The sequence below is a fragment of the Mesorhizobium sp. M7A.F.Ca.CA.002.09.1.1 genome (assembly GCF_003998555.1).
GTDB lineage: Bacteria > Pseudomonadota > Alphaproteobacteria > Rhizobiales > Rhizobiaceae > Mesorhizobium > Mesorhizobium ciceri.
The window spans coordinates 1-992 of record NZ_RZRR01001340.1; the positions used below are offsets into that span (position 1 = coordinate 1).

The window sequence follows — 992 nt, forward strand, 5'->3', positions numbered from 1 at the left end:
GGTCAAGTCGCTGCGCGCCGGCGCCAAGGTCGAGATCCCCGACGCCAACCTGAAGAAGGCGGTCGATACGCTGGAAAGCGCCAAGTAAGACTGGCAGCTTTTTGAAAAAGGGGCGCGGCAGCCAGGGGTTGCCGCGCCCTTTTCATTCATTGCCGTCTTTACGAGGCAGGCGCCGCTATGCCTCGCATCACGTAGTTGACGGCCTTGCCGATGGTCGCTTCGTCCTCGTCGAGCCGGTTGGTCAGCAGATGTCTCCAGGCGAAGGAGGCGATCAGGTCGGCGACGACAGCTGAATCGATTTCGGCCGGGATTTCGCCCCTTGCCTTGGCGCGTTCGATGATCTGGGCGGTATGGGACCGTCGGCCCAGTGAGTAGTCGGCAAGGGCCGCGGCCGCGGTCGCGTCCGACTGTGCCTCGGCGATCAGCGACCGGAACACGCTTCCCGACGATGTCTCGCGCCAGTGGGCGAACAGGTTTTTCAGGAAGCCGACGAGATCCTCCTCCAGCCGCCCGGTATCGGGAACATCGACGCGCTTCTGGCGCTGGTAGACCTCAAGCAGCAACGCCGCCTTGCTCGGCCACCAGCGATAGATGGTGGGTTTGCCGGCGCGGGCCCGCCGCGCCACCGCCTCGATCGAGAAACCGGCATAACCGGCTTCGACCAGTACGGTCTCGGCGGCTTGGAGAATGGCCTCGGCGCTGTCGGGATTGCGCCGCGCACCGATCGATCTGCGCGCCGGATCGGCGTCCTCGGCCATCTCTGTCGTCCTCGCCAAACACTTCGCCGGCAATATAGGTGACCCGACGCTCAAACGAAACGGCGCGTTTTCAAGCTTCTGGAGACTGGCTAGTCGGGGCAGGGGTTGGTCGTTTTCTGGGAACCTTACCGGCGTGTTGGTTGGCGAGGTCCCAAAAGCAAAACCCGCCGGGACGGCGGGTCACTGGTGCAAATCAGCACCATGGACGAAAATGTAGCATAGCTGCTCTCACCC

At 63.4% G+C, this 992-nt stretch carries 1 protein-coding gene; it reads right to left on the bottom strand.

Features of this window, described 5'->3' with window-relative positions; all coding sequences use genetic code 11:
* Window positions 1–158: 158 nt before the first annotated feature.
* Window positions 159–758: a TetR/AcrR family transcriptional regulator gene (locus tag EN994_RS33055; RefSeq protein ID WP_063169076.1), complete on the bottom strand. Its 600-nt coding sequence runs from the start codon at window positions 756–758 to the stop codon at window positions 159–161.
* Between the last annotated feature and the right edge of the window lie 234 nt (window positions 759–992).